The organism is [Borrelia] finlandensis (assembly GCF_000181875.2).
Lineage (GTDB): Bacteria > Spirochaetota > Spirochaetia > Borreliales > Borreliaceae > Borreliella > Borreliella finlandensis.
Window position 1 is genome coordinate 21,767 of the sequence record NZ_ABJZ02000005.1, and the last position, 22,916, is coordinate 44,682.

22 protein-coding genes, 1 tRNA gene and 1 other RNA gene are annotated in these 22,916 nt (G+C 26.9%); 8 read left to right on the plus strand and 16 right to left on the minus strand.

Annotated features, from left to right (window positions below):
* Complete coding sequence (gene bamB / locus BSV1_RS01320; RefSeq protein ID WP_008882323.1) at positions 1 to 1,050, plus strand: outer membrane protein assembly factor BamB; 1,050 nt, start codon at positions 1 to 3, stop codon at positions 1,048 to 1,050.
* On the opposite strand, the gene BSV1_RS01325 is transcribed toward bamB, so the two are convergent.
* The 3 genes from BSV1_RS01325 to lepB (BSV1_RS01335) are packed head-to-tail and all read right to left on the minus strand — an operon-like array spanning position 1,036 to position 3,074.
* A complete protein-coding gene (locus BSV1_RS01325) occupies positions 1,036 to 1,467 on the minus strand; it encodes a DUF188 domain-containing protein (protein WP_008882523.1) in 432 nt (143 codons plus the stop codon). The genes bamB and BSV1_RS01325 overlap by 15 nt on opposite strands.
* Positions 1,457 to 2,092: a signal peptidase I gene (gene lepB, locus BSV1_RS01330; protein WP_008882430.1), complete on the minus strand. Its 636-nt coding sequence runs from the start codon at positions 2,090 to 2,092 to the stop codon at positions 1,457 to 1,459. Before lepB (BSV1_RS01330) ends, BSV1_RS01325 begins: the two co-directional genes overlap by 11 nt.
* A 1-nt stretch (position 2,093) precedes the next feature.
* Complete coding sequence (gene lepB, locus BSV1_RS01335; protein WP_008882774.1) at positions 2,094 to 3,074, minus strand: signal peptidase I; 981 nt, start codon at positions 3,072 to 3,074, stop codon at positions 2,094 to 2,096.
* Between the two features lie 70 nt (positions 3,075 to 3,144).
* Between lepB (BSV1_RS01335) and BSV1_RS01340 the strand changes: the two genes are divergently transcribed.
* Positions 3,145 to 4,608, plus strand: a complete 1,464-nt coding sequence (locus BSV1_RS01340) for an SUMF1/EgtB/PvdO family nonheme iron enzyme (RefSeq protein WP_008882835.1) — start codon at positions 3,145 to 3,147, stop codon at positions 4,606 to 4,608.
* An 11-nt stretch (positions 4,609 to 4,619) separates the two neighbouring features.
* Positions 4,620 to 5,072 carry an SsrA-binding protein SmpB gene (smpB, locus tag BSV1_RS01345; RefSeq protein WP_008882663.1) on the plus strand — a complete coding sequence of 151 codons (453 nt, stop codon included), beginning with the start codon at positions 4,620 to 4,622 and terminating at the stop codon, positions 5,070 to 5,072.
* Positions 5,073 to 5,142: 70 nt separating this feature from the next.
* Here the strand turns inward: smpB and BSV1_RS01350 are convergent, their stop codons facing one another.
* From BSV1_RS01350 to BSV1_RS01375, 6 genes are all read right to left on the minus strand, one after another.
* Entirely contained in the window at positions 5,143 to 5,682 is a 540-nt protein-coding gene (locus BSV1_RS01350; RefSeq protein WP_008882478.1) for a P13 family porin, read from the minus strand.
* A gap of 67 nt (positions 5,683 to 5,749) precedes the next feature.
* Entirely contained in the window at positions 5,750 to 7,630 is a 1,881-nt protein-coding gene (locus BSV1_RS01355; protein WP_008882732.1) for a DNA topoisomerase IV subunit A, read from the minus strand.
* Positions 7,630 to 9,429 (minus strand): DNA topoisomerase IV subunit B, encoded by a 1,800-nt coding sequence (locus BSV1_RS01360; RefSeq protein ID WP_008882664.1) that lies wholly within the window; start codon positions 9,427 to 9,429, stop codon positions 7,630 to 7,632. The genes BSV1_RS01355 and BSV1_RS01360 overlap by 1 nt, the downstream gene beginning before the upstream one ends.
* 20 nt (positions 9,430 to 9,449) lie before the next feature.
* Positions 9,450 to 10,202 (minus strand): 1-acyl-sn-glycerol-3-phosphate acyltransferase, encoded by a 753-nt coding sequence (locus BSV1_RS01365; protein ID WP_008882591.1) that lies wholly within the window; start codon positions 10,200 to 10,202, stop codon positions 9,450 to 9,452.
* Positions 10,199 to 11,725, minus strand: a complete 1,527-nt coding sequence (locus tag BSV1_RS01370) for a pallilysin-related adhesin (RefSeq protein ID WP_008882445.1) — start codon at positions 11,723 to 11,725, stop codon at positions 10,199 to 10,201. Before BSV1_RS01370 ends, BSV1_RS01365 begins: the two co-directional genes overlap by 4 nt.
* Before the next feature lie 12 nt (positions 11,726 to 11,737).
* Entirely contained in the window at positions 11,738 to 13,240 is a 1,503-nt protein-coding gene (locus tag BSV1_RS01375) for a peptidylprolyl isomerase (RefSeq protein WP_008882669.1), read from the minus strand.
* 187 nt (positions 13,241 to 13,427) lie between these two features.
* Here BSV1_RS01375 and BSV1_RS01380 point away from each other — a divergent pair, with 187 nt between their 5' ends.
* On the plus strand, positions 13,428 to 14,279 hold the full coding sequence (locus tag BSV1_RS01380) for a protein-glutamate O-methyltransferase (protein WP_008882441.1): 852 nt from the start codon (positions 13,428 to 13,430) through the stop codon (positions 14,277 to 14,279).
* A gap of 83 nt (positions 14,280 to 14,362) precedes the next feature.
* Here BSV1_RS01380 and phoU read toward each other — a convergent pair whose 3' ends face one another.
* Genes phoU through BSV1_RS01400 form a run of 4 tightly spaced genes read right to left on the minus strand, consistent with a single transcriptional unit; the run spans position 14,363 to position 18,956 of the window.
* Positions 14,363 to 15,034 (minus strand): phosphate signaling complex protein PhoU, encoded by a 672-nt coding sequence (gene phoU / locus BSV1_RS01385; RefSeq protein ID WP_002556647.1) that lies wholly within the window; start codon positions 15,032 to 15,034, stop codon positions 14,363 to 14,365.
* 10 nt (positions 15,035 to 15,044) lie between these two features.
* Positions 15,045 to 16,085 carry a tetratricopeptide repeat protein gene (locus BSV1_RS01390; RefSeq protein WP_008882808.1) on the minus strand — a complete coding sequence of 347 codons (1,041 nt, stop codon included), beginning with the start codon at positions 16,083 to 16,085 and terminating at the stop codon, positions 15,045 to 15,047.
* Positions 16,082 to 16,483 (minus strand): hypothetical protein, encoded by a 402-nt coding sequence (locus BSV1_RS01395; RefSeq protein ID WP_008882438.1) that lies wholly within the window; start codon positions 16,481 to 16,483, stop codon positions 16,082 to 16,084. The genes BSV1_RS01390 and BSV1_RS01395 overlap by 4 nt, the downstream gene beginning before the upstream one ends.
* Positions 16,484 to 16,508: 25 nt before the next feature.
* Positions 16,509 to 18,956, minus strand: a complete 2,448-nt coding sequence (locus tag BSV1_RS01400; RefSeq protein ID WP_008882672.1) for an AAA family ATPase — start codon at positions 18,954 to 18,956, stop codon at positions 16,509 to 16,511.
* Between the two features lie 91 nt (positions 18,957 to 19,047).
* On the opposite strand from BSV1_RS01400, the gene BSV1_RS01405 reads away from it, so the two are divergent.
* Positions 19,048 to 19,593 (plus strand): ribonuclease HII, encoded by a 546-nt coding sequence (locus BSV1_RS01405; protein WP_008882554.1) that lies wholly within the window; start codon positions 19,048 to 19,050, stop codon positions 19,591 to 19,593.
* A 19-nt stretch (positions 19,594 to 19,612) separates the two neighbouring features.
* On the opposite strand, the gene bpuR is transcribed toward BSV1_RS01405, so the two are convergent.
* Entirely contained in the window at positions 19,613 to 19,981 is a 369-nt protein-coding gene (gene bpuR, locus BSV1_RS01410; RefSeq protein WP_008882590.1) for a transcriptional regulator BpuR, read from the minus strand.
* Positions 19,982 to 20,131: 150 nt separating this feature from the next.
* Between bpuR and BSV1_RS01415 the strand changes: the two genes are divergently transcribed.
* A tRNA-Gly gene (locus tag BSV1_RS01415) sits at positions 20,132 to 20,203 on the plus strand.
* A gap of 86 nt (positions 20,204 to 20,289) precedes the next feature.
* On the opposite strand, the gene ssrA is transcribed toward BSV1_RS01415, so the two are convergent.
* Positions 20,290 to 20,651, minus strand: a transfer-messenger RNA (tmRNA) gene (gene ssrA / locus BSV1_RS06520).
* Between the two features lie 117 nt (positions 20,652 to 20,768).
* Between ssrA and BSV1_RS01425 the strand changes: the two genes are divergently transcribed.
* Both BSV1_RS01425 and BSV1_RS01430 read left to right on the plus strand, forming a co-directional pair.
* Entirely contained in the window at positions 20,769 to 21,443 is a 675-nt protein-coding gene (locus BSV1_RS01425; RefSeq protein ID WP_008882731.1) for a queuosine precursor transporter, read from the plus strand.
* Between the two features lie 75 nt (positions 21,444 to 21,518).
* Positions 21,519 to 22,208, plus strand: a complete 690-nt coding sequence (locus BSV1_RS01430; RefSeq protein ID WP_039949457.1) for a queuosine precursor transporter — start codon at positions 21,519 to 21,521, stop codon at positions 22,206 to 22,208.
* Here BSV1_RS01430 and BSV1_RS01435 read toward each other — a convergent pair.
* Complete coding sequence (locus BSV1_RS01435; protein ID WP_008882577.1) at positions 22,205 to 22,861, minus strand: TrmH family RNA methyltransferase; 657 nt, start codon at positions 22,859 to 22,861, stop codon at positions 22,205 to 22,207. The genes BSV1_RS01430 and BSV1_RS01435 overlap by 4 nt on opposite strands.
* Positions 22,862 to 22,916: the final 55 nt, after the last annotated feature.

The following is a 22,916-nucleotide window of genomic DNA, read 5'->3' on the forward strand; positions in this document are numbered from 1 at the left end:
ATGAAACAAAAATATGAAAACTATTTTAAAAAAAGATTAATTTTAAAACTATTAATATTTTTACTACTAGCATGCTCAAGCGAATCCATATTTTCACAATTAGGAAATCTGCAAAAAATCAAACATGAATACAATATTTTGGGCAGTTCAAGCCCAAGAGGAATTTCTCTAGTAGGAGAAACTCTCTACATTGCAGCCATGCATTTATTTAAAAAAGAAAACGGCAAGATTGAAAAAATTGATTTGAGCAATTCTTATGAGTTTATAAACGACATTGTAAATATATCTGGGAGAACCTATCTTTTAGCGCAAAACAAAGAAGAAGAATTAGAAGTTTGCGAGCTAAATGGAAAAAATTGGACATTAAAATTTAAAAAACCCCTAAAAGCATATAAATTCTTAAAATCCGTAGGAAGAGATGGCGTAAAAGAAGCATATATTTTAGCTATAGATAAAAATAATCATGAGAAAATTTTTGATCTACAAGGAGCTGACAAAACACCACCACAAGCTACTGAAAATGACAAATTTTATCAAATATCAAATGAAGAAAACTTAATTACAGGGAATTCACTCAAAATATGGCAAATGAATAACAATACATACACAAATATAGACTATCAACAGGCCAAAGAAATAATGCCTATCATTAAAACAAGCATTAGGGGTTCTTCTGAAGTTTTAGTAATGACTGGTGGTTACAATAATTTAGATACAAAATTTAAGGTTTACTCAAATGTAAATAATTACACAACGCCAATATTTATTCAAGATGAAGTAGGCGAATTTAGCAGCTACTTTGCAAGAGAATTTAATGATGCGATATTAATCGGAAGTAATAATGGATTTGCAGAATTTACAAAAAATAAAGAAGGAATTTTTGCCCTACGGGCACCCTCAAAATCTGTAGAACCTGGGGCTTATAACGGATCTCAGCTAAGCAAAACAGGCCTTAATGATATTATTCCTGTATCAAGCAACACGATTTACATATTAACTCAAGGCAAGGGTTTGTGGAAATTGGAAAACAGAAAATTAACTAAAGAATAAAGAATAAAAATTCGTTATAAATTTTTCATATCTAGATTTATTAAAATCTTCATCATAATATTTTTTAATCTTAATTTTCAAATTGAAATTAATCTTAGATCTAAAATATAAATAATTTATATTATTTATATCAAAAATTCGACCTTCATCATTCATAACCTTAGCCCCAAGATCTAAAAGAAGCTTGGCAAAAAAAATATCTCGAGTAATCACAAGACTGTATCTATCTGCTAAATTCAAAATAAATGAATCAACATTGTCTACCACTTCCAAAGCAACATTTTCTGTTATTTCCAGGCTTAAAAACTTATTAGAAACTACAATGAGTTTTGATTTATTGTGCAATATAAATTTTTGTAAAAATTTTATTATCTTAAAATTACAAGAATCAGCATCAACAAAAATTTTACTTAACAATCTTATAGTCCACTATCTTAAGAGCCAAAAAAGAAACAATAGCATTTTTATTAATGGGTCCAAATATTCTAGAATCATTTAAAACACTTAAATTGTCATTTAATAAAAAGAATTCATTTTTTTTCAAAGTAAAACATTTAATCACTTCGTCTGCATTAAAAAAATCATTCAACTTGTAATAGCTAACCAAATTGCCATTCAAATAAAAAAAATTTGTATCCTTTTTATTTACCAGGACATTCAAACCTCTAACATAAACAGAATCGCCCTGAACAGCTGCTATTCTTGATACCTTATAGCTTGCTCTTTTAAAAATTTTATTTAAAAAAAAGAAATCTTTTATTAAAGTTAACAAAAAATTATTACTTAACCTAAAATCCTCATAAAGAACAATATCATTCATTTTCAAAGGAATAAAAAAAGAAGTTATGTGTGTTGCTACAAAAAATAAACTGGCATTTTTTGTTATTGTTGGCAACATCTCATTACTTTTAATCATAAAAATTTGCAAAACAAACTTTGTGAAAAAAAAATTTAAAATTAAAAATGTTAAAAAATATTTTAAAAAAACTTTTCTTTGCTTTTTCCTTAAAAGCCTTTGTTCGAAAGTTAAATATGGAGCCACTTTAAATAAATCCTACTCTAGAAAATGGAAGATATATTATCAAGGTTCTTCCAAGTACTTTATTCTTATTGATTACTCCAAAAAACCGACCATCATGAGAATTGTCTCTATTGTCTCCAATTGGCAAAATATATCCATCAGGAACATAAATGCCATAATCTCTCATTATAGCTTTTTCCATATAATAATCCACATAAGGCACAAAAGCAGATAAATACTTATATTCCAATCTTTCAAACTCAAACCTATCAATCATTCTAACATCAAAAAATGAAAAATCGGGAGTGCTACTTAAATTTATATTTAACTGGCTAAGAGCAACAAACATAGCAAAATCACCATAAATCCCATAGTCCTCATTTGCCACAATTTTTTTAATTTTAAAATTTTTATCAACCAAATCCCAATAAGAATCTTCTAAAATAAAATTTTCCTCGCCTTCTCTTTTAATATAAGCTTTACCGTTATTAAATCTAACAATTTTACCATCTGCAAATGCACCTCTTTTCACAAGAAATCTAACATTGGGATTGCCATATTCATCTCTATCAAGATCAATAAAAGATAATGTTAACATATAAAGTATTCTTTGAAAGATATCAAAAAAAACACCCTTTGATTTATACTCTGGATTTTCAAAAATAATAATATCGGATTCTTCTGGGGCTTTAAAGCCATTAATTTTAAATAACCCTGGTAAAAGCTCAGGACCGTAAGAAAATTTATCTACAAATAAAAAATCCCCTATTTGAAGAGTATTTTCCATTGACCCTGATGGTATTTTATAAGCTTGAACAAAATATTGATTTATTACCAATACAAAAATTGCCGCTGCTATAAAATCAAATAAAAAGTTAAGCAAAAATCCTCGTTTCTTAGCCCTTAATTTGGAAAAATATTTCTTTCTTTTTCTATGTGTCAAATATTTCTCAACAATGTGTACCAAAAAAGATGCAAATTTATCCAATCTTCTTAAATACATAACCTAACCTCAAGAATTAAATCATACAAAATATTGACACTTATTTAAATACTTTTCTATACTTTAAAAGATGAAAGAAGTTGACGAGAATTCAAATGTTGAGCTTTTTGAAGTTAAATTAAAGCCAATCCTAGGAATAGCCCCTAAGGTTTACGTATTTCTTACAACAACAATATTGCTTTTAAGCTTAATATCAACTTTAATAATCATACCTAAATTTAAAAATCCAGGAGCATATTTAAAAATAGATTCCAATATTGGAAACACTTACATATATTTAAACGAAAAATATATCGGTAGAACCCCGCTTAACAAATATATAAATGCCACTGAAGGAATTATTAGAGCAAAGAGAATGGGATTTAAAACTTACGAACAAAAGATAAAAATTCACAACAAATTTTTTGGAAACTACAGTTTGCAAATAAATTTAGAGCTGGTTGATCCTAAAAAAATCATTAAACAAAGACAAAAAGAACTCTCTATAATGGTGAAAATAAAAAATATTAATGAAAATACAAAACTAATTCCTGTTTTTTCATTAATATCTAGCGAACTTAAAGAACATCCCAAATACATTAAAAAATTTCTAAAAGATTCTATACCTTACTTAAATTCAACCGAAATGTTTAAAGACTTTCTAAATTCATATAAAGCTATATATTCAATAGACCAAGACAACAGTAATCAAGAAGAAATATGGAACTCTTTGAAAACAAATTTTGATTTAGAAAGTAGAGCCATCTTTTGGTTTTTAGAAAATTTAGATAAAGATTTAAAAATACTAACAAAAAATGAGCCTTGGGTTAAAACATTAGCCAAAACTCTAGACAATGAAAATATTCAATTAATTTCTAAAAATGAAAAAATTAATATAAAATTACCTGGATTTAAAAAAATAAATTCAAATAAAATAGAAAAAATTCAAAATTATGAATTAGATTCAAAAAACATTTCACTAAAATCTACCTATAGCATAAAAGAATTTCTTATTCAAGAACAAAATGTTACAAAATACGAGTATCAAGATTTTTTAAAAGAAAATCCAAAATGGGCATTAAATAACAAAGAAAATTTAATTAAAGAACAACTTGTAGATGAAAATTATCTTAAAAATTTTAATCAAATAGGCTTAAATGAGGCTATCACCGGAATATCTTATTTCTCAGCAATAGAATACGCCAACTGGTACTCTAAAAAACTTCCCACAGGGTTCAAAGCAAGACTGCCTATATCACAAGAATGGGAATTGTGCCAAAAAGAACTAAGCAAAAACCCATTAAATATTAATGAAATATCAAAAAAAGTTGGATTTTGGAATTTAATGCAAAATCCAACTTTTAATGAAATCGCAATATTTAAAAATGAAAAAAATTTTTATAGCGAAAATTCAAATTTTTACTCATTGATCACAGAAATTAGAACATATTCCCAGCAAAATAATAATTTACTAAATCCATCAACCAAAGCCTCTTTTTTGAAAAACTGGAGTTCTCCAAACATTGGTTTTAGGTTGATTGTATCAAAGGAATAAAAGGAATAGATTTGAACACAAACACTTTGCTTCTTGAAAACAAAAAAGCAAAATTTAATTACTTTATTGAAGAGAAAATAAGTTGTGGAATAGTGCTAAAAGGAACTGAAGTGAAATCAATAAAGGCAAGAAAATTATCATTTAACAATAGCTTTGCAAGCATAAAAAAAGAAGAATTGTGGCTTGAAAACTTGCACGTATCAAAATATAAAGAAGGTAATATCTTCAATCATGATGAATTAAGGCCCAGAAAACTTTTAATCAAAAAAAGAGAATTGCAAAGACTAAAAAAATTTAAAGAAAAAGAGGGATATACTTTAATTCCTATTAGTTTTTATTTAAAAAAATCAATAATTAAAGTAGAAGTTGGAATATGTAAAGGAAAAAAATTGTATGATAAAAGAGAAATATTAAAACAAAAAAGCATAAAAAAAGATCTTAGTAGAGAAATAAAATACAAGTAAAAGCTCTTTTAATTACAATTGAGCAATTGCAATACAGAATTGCAATCACCCATTTTTGTAATAAATAAAATTAATAGCTTTTTTTGAAAGACAGTTCAAACCCAAGAGCACTGGATTGGCCCATTGCAACATCAAAACTAGGTTCAAATCCTCCTAAAGCTACATTAAGGCTATTTTTTAACTTCCTATTATAACTATTAGCAAATGTAAATGGAAGAATAATTTCTGTCAATCTTGTCACAGCCATAGTAACCACACCTGCTAACATAACTCCCTTACCCCAAGTCCATTGAAAAGCAGCTTTTTTAGTAATACCATCAAGCGCTTTGATATCCAAATAAGCCCCCGTAAGTATAAGTCCTATACCAACCGCATCAAATCCAAGAATAAGAGAACCTCCAAGAATATCTCCTTGAGCAAAGGAGCCTATTCCAAACCCCAAAAAAAGGTTCAATAAAAATGGTACAATAGGATCTTGCTTGCTAGTTTCATAAACCAAAAGTTTTTCCCCAGCGCTCATCCCAAACGCACCATTTTTAGAATCATTAGCTTGAGCAAAGCTAGAAAAAACACAAAAGGTTACCAAAACAAAAACTAAAAGTTTATTCATAAAAACCCCTTTATTAAAACTGGTACTATGGTAACATATTAATGAAATTTAAAAAAGGTTTTTAAAGTTATTTAAATTTAACTTTTTTCAAGTTATTACTTGAAATTCGCTTCCCAATAGAGATTCTTGATTTGACCATAAAATTATCAATTTCAATTCTTTTAACAATGTCTTTATTTGTAGAAAATTCTACAAATTCTGGATTCAATGAAAAATCGACAAATTCATCATTTTCTCCCAAAAATTCATAAACCTTATCTGTAATAAATTTATCTATTTTAAACCTTTTAACATAATAAAAATTGTCAAGCCTGTTAAAATAAATTATTGAAAATATTTGCTCTTTTGAATTATTTATATCATAAACTAAAGCACATACATTCTTTTTATCTATAAATGTCTTGTCTTCAATATTTTTAAGAACATAACTATTTTCTCTAAAAACTAATATTTTATCATAATAACTAGCATTTCCAATAAATTCACCATCAAAAAGACTTGTTCCTACAAAACCTTCTGCCAAGTTCAAATAAACTTTCATATTCTTTGTAGCTATTTCTTTTACATTCTTTGATTTGATTAAAGAAATTTTAGTCTTTCTTTGATGCTCTTTAGAATACTTTGCAAGCAGTAAATCAATAAAATTTATTGAATACCCTTTTATTGAAGAAATATTGCTATTTATACCCTTTAATTCTTTATTTAAAATTTTAATATCCTTGGAATTCTTATCAATATCAAAAAGACTTATTTTTCTAATTGGAATTTTAAGCAAATTTTCAACATCTTCCTTTAAAACTTCCCTTGAAAAAGATTCTTTGTACCTTAAAACCTCTGATAATATTATACTTACAATATTTCCTTCTTTAGAAATTGTTTCAAGAAGTTTATAAATCCGTTTTTCAATAAAAATTTGCTCGAGTGTTTTATAAAATATTTTTTCAAGAATCTTGCTTTTTTGCAATTCAAGTTCCATTTTTAAAATTTTTTGAAGATGGGCTGCATGAAACTTGATAAGATCTTTAATAGTATAAACAACAGGATATCTCTCGCTAAGCAACAATAAATTAACAGAAATTGATATCTGACAATTTGTATAATGATACAACTTTTCAATCACTTCGCTTGCATAAACACCCCTAGGTAAAGATAGCTCTATGGCCACATTTTCAGCAGTAAAGTCATTAATGCTTGAAACTTTAATATAATTTTTTCTAATTGCTTTCTCAATCGAAGATATTAAGCTCTCAGTAGTCTCGCCAAAGGGCAATTCCCTTATTACAATTGTTTTTTCATCTATGGTTTCAATCTTAGCTCTAACTAAAACTTTACCGTTACCATCAGCGTATTCATTAACATCAACTATTCCTCCCGTTGGAAAATCAGGATAAATATCATAACTCTCTCCAAGAAGCTCGCTCTTTACTGCATTTAAAATCTCATTAAAATTGTGAGGCAATATTTTAGCTGCCATTCCAACAGCAATTCCCTCACTTCCTTGAATTAAAATAACAGGAATTTTGGCAGGATAAAGCAAGGGTTCATTATTTCTTCCATCATAAGAAGATTCATAAATTGTTATCTCTTTGCTGTAAAGAACATCAAAAGCTAAGGGAGTTAGCCTACATTCAATATATCTAGAAGCAGAAGCAGGATCACCTGTAAACAAATTGCCAAAATTGCCCTGCTTTTCAATAAATAGATCCTTATTGGCAATATTAACAAGAGCCTCATAAATTGACGTATCGCCGTGGGGATGATATTTCATTGTATTACCAACAACATTTGCAACTTTATGAAAGTTGCCATCATGCATTTCAAAAAGAGAATGTATAATTCTCCTTTGAACTGGCTTAAACCCATCAACAACACTAGCAATAGCACGATCTTTAATAACATAAGATGAATATTGCAAAAAATTATCTTTAAGTACAGTTCTAATATCCATTAAATCAAATTCTCCATAATAAAATTCCGCCTCTCAGGAGTATTTTGTCCCATATAAAAACCCAATTTCTCTTTTATTTCTTTAATATTAAAAAGGTCTACCTTTGTAAGCTTAATGCTATTAATATCAATAAAGCCTTTAAATTCATTTGGAGAAATTTCACCAAGGCCTTTAAACCTTGTTACTTCACATCCCCCCTTAAGCTCAAGAATGGCTTTTTGCTTTTCTTCCTCAGAATAACAATAGGTCGTGATTTTTTTGTTCCTAACCCTAAAAAGAGGAGTTTCTAAAATATACATATGCCCATTTAAAATTAAATCCTCAAAAAAAGTCAAGAAAAAAGTTAACAATAAATTTCTAATATGAAATCCATCAAAATCTGCATCGGTTGCTATTACAACCTTATTGTACCTTAAATTTTCAATTGATTCTTCAATGCCAAGAGCTACCATCATATTATAAAGCTCTTCATTTTTGTATATTTCAGATTTATTCTTTTCAAACATATTTTGAGGTTTTCCTCTAAGAGAAAATATAGCCTGAGTATAAACATCTCTACAAGACACCATTGAACCTGTTGCAGAGTCCCCCTCTGTTAAGAAGATCATAGTTTGTTCTGACTGAGCACTGCTGTCATTAAAATGAAATTTGCAATCCTTAAGTTTAGGGATTTTAAAAGATATTTTTTTTGCTCTCTCTCTTGCTTCTTTTCTTACACTACTTAATTCTTTTCTGAGTCGTTCATTGTCAACTACTTTTTTCTCAATCAATTTTGCAAGTATTTTATCTTTATATAAAATTTCAGAAATTATCTTCTGCACTTCCTTTGCAACATTGCCCCTAGTTTCAATATTTCCAAGCTTATTCTTAGTTTGACTTTCAAATATTGGATCTTTAATTTTAACAGAAAGAGTTGCAACAAGCCCTTCCCTAATATCCGTCGAGGAATATGTTTTTTTAAGAAAATCGTTAATAGCTCTTACAAAGCCTTCTCTAAAACCAGTCTGATGGGTACCTCCATCATTGGTATATTGACCATTAACAAATGAAAAATAAGTCTCCCCATAATTATTTGTATGGGAAAAAGCAAATTCTAAAGTTTTACTAGAATAGTAAACAATATCATAAAGCAAATCATCACTTTTAATTTCTGAATTCAAAAAATCTAAAAGACCATTTTTAGATTCAAAAATTTGATCATTATAGTTTATTATAAGTCCCTTATTCAAACAAGCATAATGGAAAAATCTTCTCTTGAGAAAATCTTCACTATAAGAATATTTCCCGAATATTTCTAAATCTGCTAAAAACTCAACATAAGTACCATCTTTATCAGAAGATTTTATTTCTCTAGATTCCAATAATTTTCCCTTAGAAAACAAAGCCTCAAAAGATTTACCATTTCTTGTTGATCTTACTAAAAATTTTGAACTTAAGGCATTAACTGCCTTAGTTCCAACCCCATTAAGCCCTACAGAAAACTGAAAAACATCGTCATTGTACTTGGCTCCAGTATTAATAACTGAAACACTCTCAATAACTTTTCCAAGAGGAATTCCTCTTCCATAATCCCTAATAGAAATAAGATTATTTTCTTTTTTTATAAAAATTTCATTTCCGTAGCCCATAATAAACTCATCAATTGAATTGTCTATTATCTCTTTAATTAAAACATAAATACCATCATCAATATTAGAGCCATCTCCCAAACGTCCAATATACATACCGGATCTTAATCTAATATGTTCAAGAGAAGATAGAGTGATTATTTTACTTTCATCATAATTTTGAGTCTTCATCTAAATCCTTGCTTTATAAATTAAATTTTAATAGCTTTAAGCTTTTTAACTATTTGATCTCTAATAATACTAGTGAGATTCTCTTTTTCATACTCACTTAATTTTAAAACATCTATCAAAGGATGGACATGAATATAAACAGACAGTCCAGAATTAAAAATAATATTTTTAATAAAAAAGTTATTAGTATTATAAAGAGTAACAGGAAGAATTGATGTTCCTGTTTTTAATGCCATCTTAATTGAACCTTTTTTAAAAACCCTAGTATCTCCCCCTCTATTTCTAGTCCCTTCTGGGAAAATTCCAATAGATCTACCCTCTCTCATAACCTTTATTGCCCTAACCTCAGCAGAAGCAGCAGATCTTATGCTCCTTCTATTAACAAAAATAACACCCATAACAATCAAAACAATATTCACAAAAGGAATCCTAAGCAACGAGTGTTTTGCCAATATTACAAATGGACAGGCAAAAGTATAAATAAAAATTAAAGGATCCATAGCCGCAATATGATTTCCCATTATTATTACATTGCTTTTTTTAGGAATATTCTCAGAACCCGTAACAATAATTTTAATTCCAGCAAGCCATAAGCTAATTTTAATGCAAGCTCGCATCATAATGAAACTAAGTCTAACAACATAACGTTCAATTAAAAAAATTTTACAAACCAAGTAAAAAGGAAATAAAAAAAAAATTAAAATCAAAAAAAACAACAAAACATTAAAATAAGTTATAATACTTCTCAATATTTTCATAAAAACTATTATCATATTTTTTCTATTCGCTCAAGCTTTAATTTTTGCCCTTTAACTAAGCTTACATCATCTTTTAAAATTTTAATAGGATTTAAAATGATTGTAGAAAATTTTTGCTTTTGAACAATTCTTTCGCTATGCTCAAGGAAAAAAGATTCAACAAGCTTGCAACTACCCATGTCAATCTCATATTCAAGAACAAAATTATTTTTTAAAGGAAAAATATTAAAAATGCCATAATAAATTTTATTCTCATCAATATAAGTTAAATTGGGGTAAGAAAAATCATAAATTTTATCCTTATACACGTAATTTCCACTAGGAATAAAATAAATATCACTACTCCCTTTTTTAACATTTAAGACATTCTCATCAAATCTCTTAAATGCACCCGAAAATCCACTATTATCATAAGAATTTGTACTAGTATCAATTTTGATTTCAATATTTTCTTTATCTACAATTTTGATCCAAAAGTTGTAAACTATCAAATCTGAGAAAAGAGACTTTGCGCTAACATTAAGAGTATTGTAAGCAGGTTTTGAAATATATTCAATCTTTGCAACTTCTTGAGAATTTTTCCTAAAAAGATTAATCTCGCTTGATTGCCTTTCAAAAGACAAGAATAAAACTTCATCAATATCTTTAGTATGCATTTTATTATAATCATGAACATCATACCAAACTCCATGCAAAAATTTATAAACTTCATCTTTGCTAAAATTCTTTAAAGTTTTATAAATATTATTATCAATTTTACCAACTTTTTCACTCATAGAAGAAAGATAATATCTGCCCTGAACATGAGAATATTCATATTTTTCAATCTTGCTGATTATTAAATCTTCCCCCACTTTTTCATATTTTTCTAAAGAAATAGGATAGCTTTCTCTTGATCTATTTTCTTCATAAGCTGAAGATCTTGCATACTTATTAATAAGAACAGTGCCATTAACTTTGTCAAAAAATATAGGCCTATAAGAAGACACATCATTTAAAACAGATTTTTGAAAAACATATAAAACAGATTTATCTTTTAAAAATCCTTGAATAACTATATTAAAATCATAATCACCTGTAATATCTTCAAGATACATGTTATAAGAATTTTTTGGATCAATATCTATTTGAGTTTTAAAAAGAATAGTTCCAGCTTTAATTTTAGGATCAAAACCAATAATAAACAAATATGCATTAAGATTTGAAAAATTTTGAGCTAAAACCACCTGCTCAAAATACACATCTAAATTTAAATTTTCCTGCTGAACTGAAAGAATTTTATAACCTTTTAAATCTATAATATCTCCAAAAAAATCTTCCATTTTATTAACTTCTAAAACATTGGAATTTGGATTATCGATCCTGGAAGAAGTCTTTACATCTTTGTTAAAAACAATAAAATCTTTGCTTACTTTGGAGCAAGCAAGCAATGTAAAAAAAAAGAATAAAAACAAAAATTTATAAAAATAATTATAAAATGGGATTAATTCTTTATCCTTACTCAGAGCAATCGCATTAACAACCAAAACCTTTGTCATAACATTTATTTCTTAATTTTGACTAAAGTTTTGCAAAGCAAAAAACGACTCATTAAAATTATTAACAAAATCTTTTTTATTCAGCAAAAAATCTGTAATCAAACCACTATTTGCAATGTTAAAATTGTCAAGAAGTTTTTCATTTTTGATCTCTTCTTTGAGCTGATTAGATCTTTTTTTAACTGAATTGAGAAAAAATAAATAAACTTTTTTATTTGCCACAAAAGGCTTAGACCAAGAATTTTCCTTTAATCTAAAAATAATATCATAAAAAGATTTGCTATTATTAAACTCAACCAACTCCTTTAAAGTATTGGGGTAAACATTAATATTATAAGACAAATTAACAATTTCTTCTTTTAAGCTAAGCTGATATTTTTCAAGAACTTGGCTTAAACTGCTAAATTTAACATCACCAAGAAAATCAGATAGCTTATTTTCCAAATAACCTTCAATAACGCTTGGTTCATAAGTTTCAATGTAATTTTTAACAGAACTAATATCACGATCTAAATTTTTATCAAAATCATGAACATTACTAAATGCCTTATATATTTGATATTCATTTTTATTTTTAATCTTAATAGGCTTGCTAAATTCACCTTCTCTTAAAGAAAAAATTGAATTTAGATCTTCTTTCTTTTCAACATTAAGATCTAAATCAAAATAATACTTATCCAAAGAAACAACTCCCTTGAAATTAGCTATATCATCTGAATAAAGCTTAGCAAGCTCTTCGAATGGAGTTTTGTTTAATAGCTTATCATGAGCATTTCGAGCATCATTCATATTTTTAAAACGAATAGATGCAAGCGATAAATGTTTGAATAAATTTAAATTTTTCTCTGCATAAGATATTACCTCTTTATTAGAAAAATCTTGGTAGGAAAGAGAAAGATATGAAATATGCCTTTCCACAGTACTCATATCTTTAATCAGATTAAAAAGAGAATCGGGAAATATCAAATTACTATTTAAAAAAATTTTAACATTAGAAAACAATATATTTTCTACCATATCATCATAAATTTTAACTTTTTGATAATCAGAAGCTTTATTATATCTTTTAGAACTGAAATTTCCACTAGAGTCTAAATATTCTGGAGATTTAAGTAAATTTTTATTCAACATTTCCTTAGAAATGTAAAAATTATATTTTTTTACTAAGTCCAAAAAAGCAACATCCTCAACATATTTCATAAATGCCAAATACCAGGCATTATAATCTGTATTAATATTTTTAGCATTACCCTGCAATCTAGAATAAAGATTTGAATAATAATTAACATACTTGGCAAACTTACTATCTTTTTTATAGTAAATAGGTTGACCTTTATAAGAACCAAATTTTAAACCAGATGAATGAGCATTATCAAATATCCCTGGAAGTAAAGGTGCAATAATAAATCCGAAAACAATTAAAATAAGAGCAAAAATACCCCACATACCAACTTTTTTTTCTTTAGATTCAAGCACAACTAAATCATTTTTGACTTTTCTACTTCTTTTTCGCATAAAACAACCTTTAATAAGTAAGCATACTAATAATTTAACTACTAAATTATCACAATTGAAAAATTATTGCAATTGAAATATCTAACTTAAGATATACGCTTAAGTATTATAGAACTAAAAAAATTTTACATTTCTAGTATGAAAACGAATCGCTATGGATAAAAAAGGAGAATGAGATCAAAAGTATATGAATATGAATCAAAACAAATTCAACATTAATATAAATATAACTAAGGACGAACTTTTAAGATTAATAAAAATAGTTTACAACAATTTTGGAATCAATCTCAGCGAAAAAAAAAAGCTGCTAATTGAAAGCAGATTATCATCCCTTCTGAAAGTTAAAGGTTTTAAAAATTTTACTGAATACATCAACTTTTTAGAAAAAAGCACTGGAAATATTCAATTAATCGAATTAATAGACAAAATATCAACAAATCATACCTATTTTTTCAGAGAATCTAAGCATTTTGATTTTTTAAATAATAAAATATTACCCAAACTTACTGAAAAAATATTAAACTCAGAAAACTCAGAAATTAGAATATGGTCAGCTGGCTGTTCAAGTGGTGAAGAGCCTTATACAATTGCAATGATACTAAAAGAATACATGGAACATAATAGAGTAAATTTTAAAGTCAAAATCTTAGCAACAGACATTTCAATTAGCGTTCTAAATGAGGCTCGTGAGGGGATTTATCCTGAAGATCGCATAATAAATTTGCCCAAATATTTAAAAATTAAATATTTAAATCAACTTCAAGATGATAAATTCCAAGTTAAAGGAATCTTAAAAAAAATGGTTTACTTTAAAAAATTAAATTTAATGGATGAGAAATTTCCATTTAGCAAAAAATTTGACCTAATATTTTGCAGAAATGTCATGATCTATTTTGATGAAAAAACTAGAAATAACCTTGCCAATAAATTCAACTCCTACCTCAAAAAAGATTCTTATCTTTTAATTGGACATTCAGAAACAATCAGAGGAAACAAAAATCTTGAATACATAATGCCTGCCACCTATAAAAAGAATTAATGCTTATGCGCATTAATTCTTTTTATAATAAATTTTCTATTATGCAAAATTTATTTAGCTTAAAAGGTCTAAAAATAATACTACTAAGTTAGGTTTACTTTTTCACCTATTCTAATAAAATAGAGCAATTCACCAATTGTTGCTACATGATCGCCTACTCTTTCTAAAAAACTATTCAAAAATAATATATTTAAAAGATAATCCAAATTTTCAGGATTTTTTTTCATTGCATCAATAACAATACTTTTCTGCTTTGAAAATAATTTATCTATTATATTGTCATACTTAACTATCTTTAATATTTTGGTAAAATCTCCATCAAAATATGCGTCAAAAATATCAGACAACATTTCTTTAGCTGTATCGGCCATTTCTCTTAAAGGTTTAAAATATAAATTAAGAAAATCAAAATCATCCAAATCTGATTCAAGCAGAAGAACAACCTTTACAATCTTAGTAGCATGATCTGCAATCCTTTCAAGAGAGCTTATTATTTTAATAATTGCTAAAATTTCTCTAAGCTCTGTAGCAACAGGATGCTCAGTTGCAATTATTCTTCCGCACAAATCTTCAATATCGTACTGATAATCATCTATTATTTTTTCATCTTCATTGATTATTTTTTTGGCTAAATTTTTATCTTTAGATTCTAAGGCTATTAAAGAATCATCGATAATCTTAAGCACACATTCTTTCATATCCCAAAGATAATCTTTTATTATTTCAAGTTGTTTAGTAAGCTTTCTCCTTATCATATCATGTCTCCTAAAAAAACCGCTTTAAAAATAAATATCTTATCTTGGCTCTCTCATAATAATAACTAAAAGGGTAATTATCAATAACCAATTTATAGTAATACAAGGCCTTTAAAAAATCTTTATGCTTGCTCTCAGACTCATAAAGTTTTCCCAACAAATAACTATATTTGTCTGAAAAGCTTGAATTAATATATTTAGGAAAGTAAAGAGAGCTAAAATTTAAAGCAAACTCATGCTCTCCCCTTGTTACTAAGAATTCAAAGATCTCAAGATAAATACTCTCAGAAAAATCAACATTCTTTTCAACTAAATATCTGGCGTTCTCCAAAACCTCTTTTTTAATATTTAATTCTATACCAAGCTTAATTAGATCAAAAACAATGCTTTGAAAATATTTACTCTTCAATTTCAAATAATTTTTATAAGATTTTAAATAATCACCATTTTTATAATGAATTTCCGCCTTCAATAAAATATATTTATCGTCATTGAAATTATACTTATTAAGCAAATCTATTGCTCCTTTGTAATCATTTATGTAAGACAAATTTAAAGCCCTGACAATAATCTCTTTAGAGGTTGCCCCGCTAATACTACTCCCCCCAAGTTTAAGATTATTACCACTTTCAATGTTATTGTCCTTGCTAGAGCCGCCACCAACGCCTTGTGGAATTGCAACTTCAAAATTCTTTGTAATTTTCAAGATAATTATTTTATTAAATTCACTTGAATCTTTAACATTTTGATAAGTGAAAACCAATTTAATTTTGCCTTCTTTTTTAAAAGTTTGAAAAGTAAAAACAGCACCGTTATCATAAGATTCTCCAATTAACTTAATAAAAGCTTCATTTTCAATGCTTTTGATATAAATCCAAGACTCACCTTTAAAAGAAAGATTAAATTTTGAATTGGTATTTACACTAATATCTACCTCTCCACTACTAAAATCAAGCTCGTACGAACCGTCTTGACTTATAAAAGCTGGCTTAGAGCAAACTTCAAAAACAATAAATAGCAAACTTATATAAATCAAATATTTTCTAATCATTTGGAAATTTCTAAAATCTTATCTATTAATTTTTCATTCTCCTTCTCAATATCAACGTTAAATAAATTTTCCTTTTTAATCCAAAGATCCTTGAAAAAATTCTCATCAAGAAATTTATTTTTAATCAATCCATCAACAACTAAATTTTTATTTAAATTTTCATTTAAAAAATCAGGTCTTGGAATAAAAAAATCATCCATATTTAGACATTCATTTAAATCAAAATAAAAATCTTCCATATCAACTAATTTAACCTTAGCGTCTAAATTGTCTTCAACAGACTTTTGAGATTTTTCCAACATTTGTGTTGAATAGAAATAAGTAATACCTGAAACAATAAAAATCAAAAATATTGAAACTAAAAAATATTTTCTAAAACTAAACTTTCTATCTTGCATGTTAATTTCCTTAAATCTAACTTAATTATATATTAAACACCCTGCTTTCACCATTATCAAGTGTAATGCCTATCAAATTTTCACCACCCTCAGAAACATATGCATTATGGGTTATTACTAAGAGTTGGATCTTTTTCCCCAATTCCCTTAAAAGTAAAGAAAGTTTTTTGCTATTTTCAAAATCAAGAGCTGCATCTATTTCATCAAGCATACAAAAACAAGCAGGGGAATAATAATAAAGTGCAAATAAAAAAGCCATACTAACCAAAGTACTCTCGCCCCCTGAAAGCATGTTATTGTTTTTGACAAACTTGTTTGAAAAATTTATTCTAATCTCAACATTATCAGTATTTTCATTATAAAAAAGACTAGCGGTTCCTTTAAAAATTTTTTTAAAAAAGAAAGAAAAATTTTTATTAATCTCATCAAATGATTCTCTAAATTTTTTATAAATCTCATTTTTTATTTTTTTTTGAAGCTTTTGTAATGAATATTTTGAAAGCTTTAAATCTTCTACTTGTAAACTTACTTTTTCAAAACGCTCCTTAGTTTCATCAAATTCTTTATCAATATTGAAAAATACATAATCACCCAGATTGATTGCATCTATCTCTTTGCGCAACAACTCTCTGGTTGCAAGATCTTCTTCCAATTTAAATTTATCAGACATTTCATTAGAAGCATTGAAATTTTCTATTTCGCTCTTAATGCTTACATTAGAATTTAAAAGAAATTCGTATTCTGTCTGTTTTTTTATATATTCATAATAATTAGTTTTTTTAAAATCATTTAAAAAAACTAAAGAATTAAAATCTTTCTCCTTAAAAGGCTCACTACTGAATTTTGAAGCACCAATAAGATTGCTTAAATTAAGCTGAATATCGCTTTTTTCTAAATTTAAATTTTCAAGCTTTAAATATAAGTCTTTAAGCTCTTCATCAAGGCTATTCTTAGATTCAAATAAAAATTCTAAATTACCATCTATAAGTTTAATTTCATCCAAATTTTTAAATTTAGAAAGCTCTATATACTCAAGCTCACCTAATACATCATTTAATTGAAGAGTCTTTTCTTCGATTAATCTCTCGATATTTGTTATCTCTTTGGCAAGATTTGATTTTAAAGCATTTTTTTCGAGCAAAAATTTTTTCAAATTAACATTTTGATCGAAAATAGGTTCAATTTTATCCCTCAATAAAGCCAAAAGATTCTCATCTTTGCTTATATACTTGATTAAATTTACCCTAATCTCTTTAATATATTTTATACTCAATGATTCTTCAAAAAGCTTAAGAGAATCCAATATATTCTCTTTTAATAAAACAAATTCTTCTGATTTGGCACTCTTTAATACAGACAAAATTAGATCAACAAGTTCAAAAAAACTTTTAGTATACCTATTAATCTCGTCACTTAAAGAAAAAAAATCATTTTTCTTTTCTTTAAGCAAACTATTTAATTGATATAAATTATTATTTATAGAATTTTTTTTCTCTTCAGACTCAGATTTGCTCTTGACAAACTTATCTTCCAAATTCATCTTTAACGTCTTTTCTTGCTCTAATTTTTGAATTTTAATCTCTAGCCCAAGAATTTTAGACTTCATAAACTCAAGATCTTTTTCTAATTCTTGAATATTATTAATAACATTTTTTTCTCTAAATGAATAAAATTCTAACTTTTCTTTAAAACCAGAAGATAAAAATTTACTCAAACCGTCTAAATTTAATTCGCTCTTCAAGACATTAAGATCAAAATTAATATTGAAAAGCTTTTTTAACGTTATTGTTTTTTCTAAAGCTTCTAATTTTTGACTTAAATCTTGATATTTTTTTCTCAAAAGGAAAACATTTTTTATGTTATCGTACTTTTGCCTTAAATTTTCTTGCAGAGACAGCAAAGATGATAAATTTTGATTAGATTGCTTAAAATTTTTTAAGGCCTCTTCTTCTTCAATTTTTAAAATATCTATTCCGCTTGCTTGTTCAATTAAAGATTTGAGATTTACATTTCTTTCCAAAGAAATATCCTCAACTCTACCTTGAGTTATAAACATATAAGGCGATTTTTTAAACTTAAAACTGTTCAAAAGTCTATTATAATCTTGAAAATTCAAAATTTTATTATTAAAATAATATTCACTTGAACCGTCCTTATAAAGACGCCTGCGAATATAAAAATCTTCATCAAATTCCTTTAAAGTCGATTTTTCAGAGTTAACGTTGCTAAAAAAAAGAGTTATTTCAGCAAAATTTGATTTTCCTAATTTTGAAACAGAAATTAAATCGGAAATATCTTCAACCCTTAAAAATTTCAAATTATCTTCTCCCATACAAAAACGTACAGCATCAATAAGATTGCTCTTCCCACATCCATTAGGCCCCACAATAAAACTTAAATTTTCACCTATTTCAAACTCTTGTCTATTTAGAAAAGATTTAAACCCTAAAAGCACTATTTTTTTTAAAACCAAACTAACTCCCAATTAAAATTAAAAACCAATTACTGATAAATCTACAATTTCATATTATAATAAATAAAAATATTTTAAAAAAAGGTCAATTATGATTTGCGGAATAGATGAAGTCGGAAGGGGTTGTATTTTTGGACCTATTCTAAGTGCTGCTGTGGTTTTTAAAAAAAAAACCAGTTTTATAAACGAATTGGATGATTCTAAAAAACTAAAAAAAGAAAAAAGAGAGTACCTATCCTCATTAATACTTGAAAACTCATATTATGCATTTGCTGAAATTTCAAATATAACAATAGAAAAAATAAATATTCACAACGCATCCCTTCTTGCAATGCAAACTGCATACGAAAACCTAAAATTAAATTGCAGCCTAGTACTTGTAGATGGCAAATTTGTCCCCAAAATAACAGCAAAAAATGTTAAAGCAATAATTAAAGGAGATTCAATAATAGATGAAATAAAAGCTGCTTCAATTATTGCTAAAGTTAAAAGAGACAAACTAATGGATGAATACGATAAAATTTATCCATTGTATTTACTCAAAAAAAATAAAGGATACCCCACAAAAGAACATAAAAACGCAATAAAGAAATATGGGGTTTTAAGCCTTCATAGAAAAAATTTTAAACTAATTTAAAAAATAAAAATAATAAAATTTAATAATCCTTCTTTTTAAATCGCCCGCCTGATAAATAAGATTTCTTATCAAATCTAGAATCGCCTAATTTAGATCTCTCTCCATATTCACCATTCCCTTTATTATGCCTTGCAGAAGAACCACCGGACCCCGTAGATACTTTCTGCTTAATAACCGCTATTGCCTTAAGCAAATTGGATTCAAACTCATTTATATTCTCTTCATATACAAAAATAGAATGTCTTTCAAAATCTCCACTTGGACTTCTTTTGCTCTCTACAATATTTAAAAAATAATCTCCTTTTCTATTTTCCTTGACATTAAAAAAATAAGTTCTCTCGGACTCTGTAAATAGTTTTTCAGAGTATACTTCCCCTCTCTCTCCCATCAATTTCCTCCACACAAGTTTTTGCACTTGACTACATTTAAGCTAAATTAATTGTACTTATTTAAAAAAAAAATTGCTAGCTAAAAATAACATTACAATAAATCTTATTGACATAAATTGATTTTTTTTATATAAGTAAATTATTGTATTGCGTCCTTCGTATAATGGCTATTACCTTAGCCTTCCAAGCTAATGATGTCGGTTCGATTCCGATAGGACGCTTAAAATAATGACAACGAATTTTCTAAGCTTAGCAATGCTTGTTAGGAATAAGAATAATATTTAAAGGATGAACAAAAGAATGAAATAAATGGAGATGGCGGGAATTGAACCCGCGTCCTAAAAATAATACTATAAGCTTCTACAAGCTTATCTAGTATTTTATTAAGCAATATGGTTTGGAAATACTAGCAAACCGCCAAATTGCTCTCAAGTATAAAAGTCCCCAAAAATCAACTTGAAAACATTTTTAAGCAAGCTTTGATGTCGAAAAGAGTATAAGTGAACCTCAAAGCCAAATTCAACAAAACCCCCTGCTAACTTAAGCAGCCATTACAAGATTTGAGCTTGTAAAGTTATTATTTTTTGCATTTATTTTAGAAGTTTTAAGAGATTCCCTCTGCCTGCAACTTACAATATTAACATTTTCAGTCAAATCCAAAACATCCCCTAATATAAAATTCATTTTAGCATAATTTTAAGAAAACAACAATACTTACCACCTTATTTGAAATAACTAAGCTAAAATTTTATAATAGTAAATCAAATATCGATAAAGGGTAATTTTATGTTTAATGAATTTTTATGGTTTGGCGTGCTATTTACTACTTATTCATTTTTGATTATTGTATCCATTTTTTTTAAAAAACCCGGATTATTTGCATGGGTTGCAGTAGCAATTATTATAGCAAACATTCAAGTTTTAAAACAAATTACAATATTTGGAATTAATGCTACATTGGGCAACATTATTTATGCATCATCATACGTTGCAACAGACATACTCTCAGAATTTTATGGGGAAAAAACTTCAAAAAAAGCCGTTTATATTGGATTTATCAGCTTTATTATCTTTGCAGTATTAACAAATGCACAAATTCACTTTATGTCAAATAGAACTCAAGAAAATTTTAAAAGTTTAGGAAACATTTTCTCTTCAATGCCAGCTTTACTACTAGCCTCTCTTGTTGCATACCTAATATCCCAATTAAACGATGTTTATCTATATCAGCTTATTAAAAAAAAATTTCCTAAGTTTTTATTTTTAAGAACCAATGGATCAACATTAATAAGTGGCTTAATAGATACAACAATTTTTGTGGGCATAGCAACATATTTCAAAGTATTTCCAAAGCAAGCTTTCCTAAATATAGTAATTTCCACATACGCAATTAAAGGTGTAGCAGGATTCTTGGGAACGCCTTTTATATATTTTGCAAAATATATAAAACTTGAAAAATGAAAAAGTTCTTTGCAAGAATAAAAAACTTTATCTAAGATAATCAATCTGGTACAATTAAATGCTATGAATAAGGATATGTTTGATTTAAGCTTGTGGACAGGAATGTTTCTATTTATATACACAGCATTGGGAATTCTTTACCGATTTTTTGGAAAATCTGGGCTTTTTTCTTTCAATGCAATTATCTCAACAATGTCAAACATTATAATATTAAGAAATTTAAAAATATTTGGAATGTCCTTAAATTTATCAGGCATTACCTTTTTATCAGCAGCATTCTCTTTAAACTTAATGGTAGAAAAATATAGCAAAAAAGAAGCAACAAAATCCGTGGTATTGAGCCTTTTGCTAAACATAACTTTTACAATTATGCTTTATTTTACGATACTATTCAATCATAATAAATTAGACACCGCAGATATTCATCTTAAAATACTGTTTAATAACTCTACATACATTTTAACAATATTAATTGGAACGTATGTGTTTTTTCTATCCCAATATATAAACATCTTACTATACAATTATTTTAAGCAAATAAAAATAAAATCTTTATGGATCATTCATCCTCTATCAAGATTAATTTCTGGATATCTGGCTAATTTTCTAGTTTCAATATCTATAAATACAATACTTAAATTCTACCCTGAAACAAAAAATATCGAACTTACAAAAGGCTCTCTAATTATTACATTAATAATAATTGCAATCGATACCATTTTTTACCTATTTATAAATTCTTGGAAAAAAATAAAAGAAGCTTAAGAATTAATAAGATTCTCAATAAATTGATAATTTTTAACAACTTGTCTATAATATTTTAATCTCAAATTTGATTTCTCAGCTTCATTTAGCAAGTAATCAATGCTACTTTTTCTTAAGCGAATCAATAAAGAATACATAACTATTGCAACAGCTACAGAAATATTATAACTTTGAGTAAACCCATACATAGGTATTTTTACATATAAATCAGCAGCTCCCAATACTTCTGCACTAAGTCCTGTTAATTCTGTCCCAAAAAATATCGCCATTTTATTGTTAATTGTCAAATTTTCAAGATTTATTGATTTGGGATTCAAAGATGTGGCCACTATACTATATCCATCAGATTTCAACCTATCAATTGCAAACTTAGCATTTTTATACTTATTTAAATTTATCCATTGTGAAGATCCTAAAGTAACATCTGGATTTAAAGTATGCTTATTCTTTTTTTCAATAACATGAACATCACTAAGTCCTAAAATTTCGCCTGTTCTAATAGTAGCACTTGCATTTTGAGACTGAAAAATGTCTTCTAGAACAAATGTTAAATAATTAGTGCGAAAACTTAATACTTTCTCAATCCTAGCTTTTTTTTCATCTGTAATAAATTTAGACAAAACACTTATTCTTTTTAATACATCATCATCCATAATAAAAATTAAATTTCAAAAATAACAAATCAGTCCTTTAATATATTTCAAATTA